Below are 6,438 nucleotides of genomic sequence, written 5' to 3'. Positions count from 1 at the left end.
CCCCCCAGCGCCGCCGTGCTCATGGCGATGGGCACGCGCGCGTAAAGATCGGCGCCGTCGCGCTGGAACAGCTCATGGGGCTTGATGGAGATGAAGATATAAAGATCGCCCGGCGGGCCGCCGCGCAGCCCCGCTTCGCCCTCATTGGCCAGGCGGATGCGCGTGCCGTCCTCGATGCCCTTGGGAATATCGACCGAGAGCTTGCGGTTTTCCTGCCGCCTTCCCTGGCCGCCGCAATCGGTGCAGGGCTGGTCCATCATCTGCCCGCGTCCCTGGCAGACCGGGCAGGTGCGCTCGATGGTGAAAAAGCCCTGGGCGGCGCGCACCTTGCCATGGCCGTTGCACTGGCGGCAGGCATGGGTGCCGGTGCCCGGCTTGGCCCCGCTGCCTTCGCAGGTGGTGCAGCCCACCAGTGTCGGCACGTCGATTTCCACCGTGCGGCCCTCGAAGCTTTCCTCGAGGCTGATTTCCAGATTGTAGCGCAGATCGGCGCCGCGCAGCCGGGCAGCGCCGCCCCCGCCGCCGCGACGGCCTCCGCCCATGAAGTCGCCGAAAATATCTTCGAAGATATCGGACATGGAGGAGTTGAAGTCGTTGCCGAAGCCGTGGCCGTTCCGGCCCCCGCCATTTTCGAAGGCGGCATGGCCGAACCGGTCATAGGCGGCGCGCTTCTGCCCGTCCTTGAGCGTATCGTAGGCTTCGTTGATTTCCTTGAACCTGGCTTCCGCCTCGGCATTGCCCGGATTGCGGTCGGGATGGTGCTGCATGGCCAGTTTGCGATAGGCGCTTTTGAGCGCGGCGTCGTCGACGGTTTTCGCAACGCCGAGAACCTCGTAGAAATCCCGTTTGGCCAAGGGTCAGATCTCCATGCGCGGCCGGTCGCGTCAGGCGCGCCCCACCGGAAAATGTCAAAGCGCTTCCGGGCGGACCCCTTTTTGGAGCGGGCCGGAAGGCAGAACGGCAATTGTCCTGGTCCCTAGATGGCAATCGACCCCACGCCCCGCAAGGGGTATGGGGCCTTATCGCGAGACCACCCGGGCTCCATAGCAAGCCGGGGGCCGCGCATCAATCGCGCAGAATGGGGCTAGCCTCGCCCCGCAAAGGCGCTGGCCAGTGCCGCCGCCGCGTCCGATTGGGCGAAAAGCGCCTTGGTTACCACCTGGCCCAGCCCGAAAAAGCCCTGCGTCACGCCCTCATAGACCCGGCAGGAAACGGCAATTCCCGCCGCCTCCAGCGCCGCGGCCAGCGCTTCCCCCTCGCTGCGCAGGGGATCGATTTCCGCCAGCAGGATCGTCGTTGGCGCCAGCCCGGCCAGATCTTTTCGCGCCGCCAAAGCCAGGCGCCCATCGCCCTCCCCCTGGCTCTGCTCCAGCAGGTGCCGGAAGCGCCAGCGCATGCCCGCCATGCCGATGGGCCGCGCCCGCAGCGTTTCGCCATAGGAGGGCGTGGTCATGTCGGTGCCGGCAATGGGATGGATGAGCAACTGGTGCACCGGCCGCGCGCCGCCGCCCTGGCGAGCCAGCAGCGCCACGTTGAGAGCGAGATTGGCCCCCGCATCCTCCCCGGCCAGCGCCAGGCGCCTTGGATCGGCGCCCCAGTCGCGCGCCTGCCTGATCGCGTCCAGCCAGAGCGCCCAGGCGTCCTCATGGGCGGCGGGAAAGCCGTGCTCGGGCGCCAGCCGATAAGTTGGCGAAACCACCAGCGCCCCGCTGCGCCGCGCCAGCGCCCCGGCCGAGGCATCGTGGCTGTCGAGATCGCCGGTGACGAACCCCCCGCCATGGAAATACAGCACCAGCGGATGGCTCTGGCCGACAAGCCCCTGCGGGCGGTAGAGCCGCGCCGCCAGCGCCCCTTCGGCCCCGGTCATTTCGATTTCTTCGCTTTCCACCCCATCGTCATGCTGGTTTTCGCCCTGCGGCGAGAGGATGGCCGCAACCGCGTCGCCCAGCCGGGGCTGGCGCCGCGCCGCCGTCGGGGTCAGCATGTCCAGCGGCCGCGCGCCCAGTCCCGCCAGCCGCTCCAGCACATGAGCCATGTCGGCGTCGAGCCGCGCCTGCGGGTCGCCCGAAATCAGCTCGGCCAGCCGCCCGATGGAATCGGTGGGGCCGCCGACGGGCGGGGGAAGGGAATCGTTCATCGATAGATCCAAATTCATCGGGCGGCATTCAACCGCGCCAAGCGGTCGGCATCGCGGCAGCAATGCGCCCATTCTGCGGCAAGAGGGATTCACGTGAAACTTCTCGCCTCAAACAAAAAAGAGCCCGGCCGAAGCCGGGCCCTTCCCTATATGCGTTCAGGCTCAGGCCGACTTGTTGTCGTCGTCCTTGACCTCTTCGAAGTCGGCGTCGACGACGTCGTCGTCCTCGCCATCATCGGCAGTGCCATTGGCCTTGGCTTCCGCTTCCGCCTGGCTGGCCTTGTACATGGCCTCGCCCAGCTTCATCGAGGCCTGGGCCAGCGCTTCGGTCTTTTCCTTGATCGCCTCGGCGTCATCGCTCTCGATCACACCCCTGAGGTCCGACAGCGCGGTCTCGATGGCGGCCTTGTCCTCGGCCGAAACCTTGTCGCCATAATCCTTGAGCGACTTTTCGGTCGAGTGGATCAGCGATTCGGCCTGGTTGCGGGCTTCCACCGCCTCGCGCTTCTTCTTGTCGGCTTCGGCGTTCTGCTCGGCTTCCTTGACCATCTTCTCGATGTCGGCGTCGCTGAGGCCGCCCGAGGCCTGGATGCGGATCTGCTGCTCCTTGCCGGTGCCCTTGTCCTTGGCCGAAACCTGCACGATGCCGTTGGCGTCGATGTCGAAGGTCACCTCGATCTGCGGCACGCCGCGCGGGGCCGGGGGAATGCCGCTGAGGTCGAAATTGCCCAGCAGCTTGTTGTCGGCGGCCATTTCGCGCTCGCCCTGGAACACGCGGATGGTCACCGCGTTCTGGTTGTCCTCGGCGGTCGAGAAGGTCTGGCTCTTCTTGGTCGGGATGGTGGTGTTGCGATCGATCAGGCGGGTGAACACGCCCCCCAGGGTCTCGATGCCCAGGCTCAGCGGGGTCACGTCGAGCAGCAGCACGTCCTTGACGTCGCCCTGCAAGACGCCGGCCTGGATGGCCGCGCCCAGCGCCACCACCTCATCGGGGTTGACGCCCTTGTGCGGCTCCTTGCCGAACAGCTGCTTGACCACTTCCTGCACCTTGGGCATGCGGCTCATGCCGCCCACCAGCACGACTTCGTCGATCTGGCTGGCCGCGACGCCGGCATCCTTGAGCGCCTGCTTGCACGGCTCGATGGTGCGCTGGATCAAATCTTCCACCAGCGATTCGAGCTTGGAGCGCGAAAGCTTGAGCGTCAGGTGCTTGGGGCCCGAGGCATCGGCGGTGATGAAGGGCAGGTTGATTTCGGTCTGGGTGGCGCTCGAAAGCTCGATCTTGGCCTTTTCGGCGGCTTCCTTCAGGCGCTGCAAGGCGAGCTTGTCGTTGCGCAGGTCGATCCCCTGCTCCTTCTTGAACTCGTCGGCCAGGTAGTCGACCAGGCGCATGTCGAAGTCTTCGCCGCCCAGGAACGTGTCGCCATTGGTCGATTTGACCTCGAACACGCCATCGCCGATTTCCAGGATCGAGACGTCGAAGGTGCCGCCACCCAGGTCATAGACCGCGATGGTGCCGGTGTTCTTCTTGTCCAGCCCATAGGCGAGCGCGGCCGCGGTGGGCTCGTTGATGATGCGCAGCACGTCGAGCCCGGCGATCTTGCCGGCATCCTTGGTGGCCTGGCGCTGGCTGTCGTTGAAATAGGCCGGAACGGTGATGACGGCCTGGGTCACGGTCTCGCCGAGATAGGATTCGGCGGTTTCCTTCATCTTCTGCAGGATCATGGCCGAGATCTGGCTGGGCGAGAACTTGTCGCCATCGGCCTCCACCCACGCATCGCCATTGTCGGCGCGGGTGATCTTGAAGGGCACCAGGCCCTTGTCCTTTTCCACCATCTTGTCGTCATAGCGGCGCCCGATCAGGCGCTTGACGGCGAAAAGCGTATTTTCGGGATTGGTCACGGCCTGGCGCTTGGCGGGCTGGCCGATCAGGCGTTCGCCGTCCTTGGAAAAGGCGACCATGGAGGGCGTGGTGCGCGCGCCTTCCGCATTTTCGATGACTTTGGGGTTGGCCCCGTCCATCACTGCCACGCAGCTATTGGTGGTGCCCAGGTCGATACCGATGACTTTAGCCATTTATTCTAGCCTCTCTTTCAGCAAACCCATGCCGGAGCCCTCCGCTCGGAAGCGGCTCCTTGCCCCGAAAGGCCGGGTTCCCTACCTTGGAATGCGCCCGGAATTGCGGGCTTGCTGGCTATATAGGGGGGGTGCCCGGCCGCTTCAAGCGCCCAAAAGATCGATTTGGCCGGTCGCGGCAAGACAGCATTGCCGGGCTGTGGCTTTCCCCCAGGCACGGTGCCACCCCCGCCTTGCGCCGGGGTGACGCCGCGTTTCGCCGCCTAAAGCGTTTCCCGCAAAAGTGGGTACCGGTTTTGCGGTTCGGAAACGCGATAAAACAAAGGCTTAGATCATTTCGCCGTTTCTACTAAACGGTGAAATGATCTAGTCGGTCAGCGTATAGGAGTCGAGTTCGCAGATATCGACCTCGGACACTTCCAGCAGCGCGCCCTCGCCGGTTTCGAAGCGGAAGTCGTAAAGGCACTGGTCCGAACCGTCGCCGATGGTGACAATGCCCTGTTCCCCCGATTCCAGCGTGCCGGTCTCGCCCAGCAGGTCTTCGCCCCAGGAGTCCATGTTGCTGGGATTGGTGTAGAAATAATGCAGCGATTGCGAGCTGTTGTTGATCAGCGTGAATTCGACGGTCTGCGCGGTGGCGGGGCCGGCAAAGGCCAGAATGGCGAGGGCGGCAAGCGCGCCCTTGAACGTGGTCGTCATAAGAAATCTCCCGAGCCGCTGGCGCCTTCGCCACCGGCGCGCCGATCTAGCATAGCTGCCTGAATCGGCGGAAGGGCTCGCCACCCGGCATGGCGGTTTTTTCACGAAACGGGCCCGGTGACGGGCGCGGCAAAAGCCGATAGAACGGCGCCATGTTCGCGCCCGGGACAGTGCTGCTCCACGATTCGCTGGCGTCCGCCGGTGCCAATCTCTGGTTCTCGGCTCCGCGCGAGATTCTCGTTGCCCATGACGCCGCCGGCGCGCGCGCCGCCCTGGCCCGGCTCGAAGCTGCCAATCGCGCCGGCCTGCATGCCGCCGGCTTCTTGTCCTACGAGCTGGGCTTCATTTTCGAGGAGCGCCTGGAGCCCTATTTGCCCGCCCCCGGCGCCCTGCCCTTGCTCTGGCTGGGGCTCTATGACGCGCCCCAGCGCCTCACCGTTGCCGAAGTGGAAACCCGCCTCGCCGCCGCCGCCGGTCCCTTCGGCCGCGCCCGCGATATCGCGCCGATGCTGGACGAGGCCGCCTATGACCGCGCCTTTGCCGAAATCAAGCGTCTCATCGCGGCGGGCGACACCTATCAGGTCAATCTCACCTTCAAGGCTGGTTTCCGCCTCGAAGGCGATCCGGTGGCGCTTTACCGACAGTTGGTTTCCCGCCAGCCCGTTGCCTATGGCGCCCTGATCCATACCGGCGCCCACTGGATTCTGTCGCGCTCGCCCGAACTGTTCGTTTCCAGCCGGAACCGCGCGCTTGCCGCCCGTCCGATGAAAGGCACCGCCCCGCGCGGACCCACCCCGCAAGCCGACGAAGCCGCCCGCCTCGCCCTCTCCCTTGACGCCAAGAACCGCGCCGAAAACCTGATGATCGTCGATCTGTTGCGCAACGATCTGGCGCGCATCGCCGAGATCGGCTCGGTAAAGGTCACTGATCTCTTCAGCGTCGAAACCTATTCGACGCTGCACACCATGACCTCGGGCATAAGCGCCCGCCGCAAGCCCGGCGTCACCACCACCCAGCTCTTGGAAAATCTCTTTCCCTGCGGCTCCATCACCGGCGCGCCGAAATTGCGCGCCATGGAAATCATCCAGGCCCTCGAAGCCGGGCCGCGCGGGGTCTATACCGGCTCCATCGGCCATTTCGCCCCCAATGGCGATCTCACCCTCAACGTCGCCATCCGCACCGCCGTCATCGATTCGGCGGGGCGCGGCGAGATCGGCATTGGCGGCGGCATCGTCGCCGACAGCGACAGCGACAGCGAATATCGGGAGGCCCTTCTCAAGATGGCGTTTTTCACCGAGCCGCCCGTCACCCTCATCGAGACCCTGCTCTGGCAGGAGGGCAAGGGCTATGCCCTTTTCGAGCGGCATCTGGACCGGCTCGCCGCTTCCGCAAGATATTTCGGCCTCGCCTGCGACCGCGCCGCGATTGAGGCGCTGTTGCAGGGCCAGGATTTTCCCGCCCCCGCCATGCGCGTGCGCCTGACGCTGGACGCATCCGGCCCGGCCCTTGCCGCCGTGCCGCTGCCG

At 65.6% G+C, this 6,438-nt stretch carries 5 protein-coding genes; 1 reads left to right on the top strand and 4 read right to left on the bottom strand.

The window, feature by feature from the left end; translation table 11 throughout:
• The 4 genes from VDP82_RS12360 to VDP82_RS12345 form a co-directional block, all read right to left on the bottom strand.
• The coding region (locus tag VDP82_RS12360) for a molecular chaperone DnaJ (protein ID WP_323015151.1) at positions 1-854 on the bottom strand (854 nt) is incomplete at its 3' end.
• 230 nt (positions 855-1,084) lie between these two features.
• A complete protein-coding gene (locus VDP82_RS12355; protein WP_323015150.1) occupies positions 1,085-2,137 on the bottom strand; it encodes an alpha/beta hydrolase in 1,053 nt (350 codons plus the stop codon).
• Positions 2,138-2,299: 162 nt separating this feature from the next.
• On the bottom strand, positions 2,300-4,213 hold the full coding sequence (gene dnaK, locus VDP82_RS12350; protein ID WP_323015149.1) for a molecular chaperone DnaK: 1,914 nt from the start codon (positions 4,211-4,213) through the stop codon (positions 2,300-2,302).
• A 366-nt stretch (positions 4,214-4,579) separates the two neighbouring features.
• Entirely contained in the window at positions 4,580-4,912 is a 333-nt protein-coding gene (locus tag VDP82_RS12345) for a hypothetical protein (RefSeq protein ID WP_323015148.1), read from the bottom strand.
• A 152-nt stretch (positions 4,913-5,064) separates the two neighbouring features.
• On the opposite strand from VDP82_RS12345, the gene pabB reads away from it, so the two are divergent.
• On the top strand, positions 5,065-6,438 hold a 1,374-nt coding region (gene pabB / locus VDP82_RS12340), incomplete at its 3' end, for an aminodeoxychorismate synthase component I (protein ID WP_323015147.1).

It is taken from the genome of Devosia sp., assembly GCF_034675085.1.
Taxonomy (GTDB): domain Bacteria; phylum Pseudomonadota; class Alphaproteobacteria; order Rhizobiales; family Devosiaceae; genus Devosia.
The sequence above is the reverse complement of the archived record's forward strand: the minus strand, read 5'-3'. Positions and strand labels throughout refer to the sequence as shown.

Coding starts and splice junctions, on each gene's coding strand:
- VDP82_RS12355 (WP_323015150.1), bottom strand. CDS start 2,137: ATGAACGATTCCCTTCCCCCGCCCGTCGGCGGCCCCACCGATTCCATC.
- VDP82_RS12345 (WP_323015148.1), bottom strand. CDS start 4,912: ATGACGACCACGTTCAAGGGCGCGCTTGCCGCCCTCGCCATTCTGGCC.
- dnaK (WP_323015149.1), bottom strand. CDS start 4,213: ATGGCTAAAGTCATCGGTATCGACCTGGGCACCACCAATAGCTGCGTG.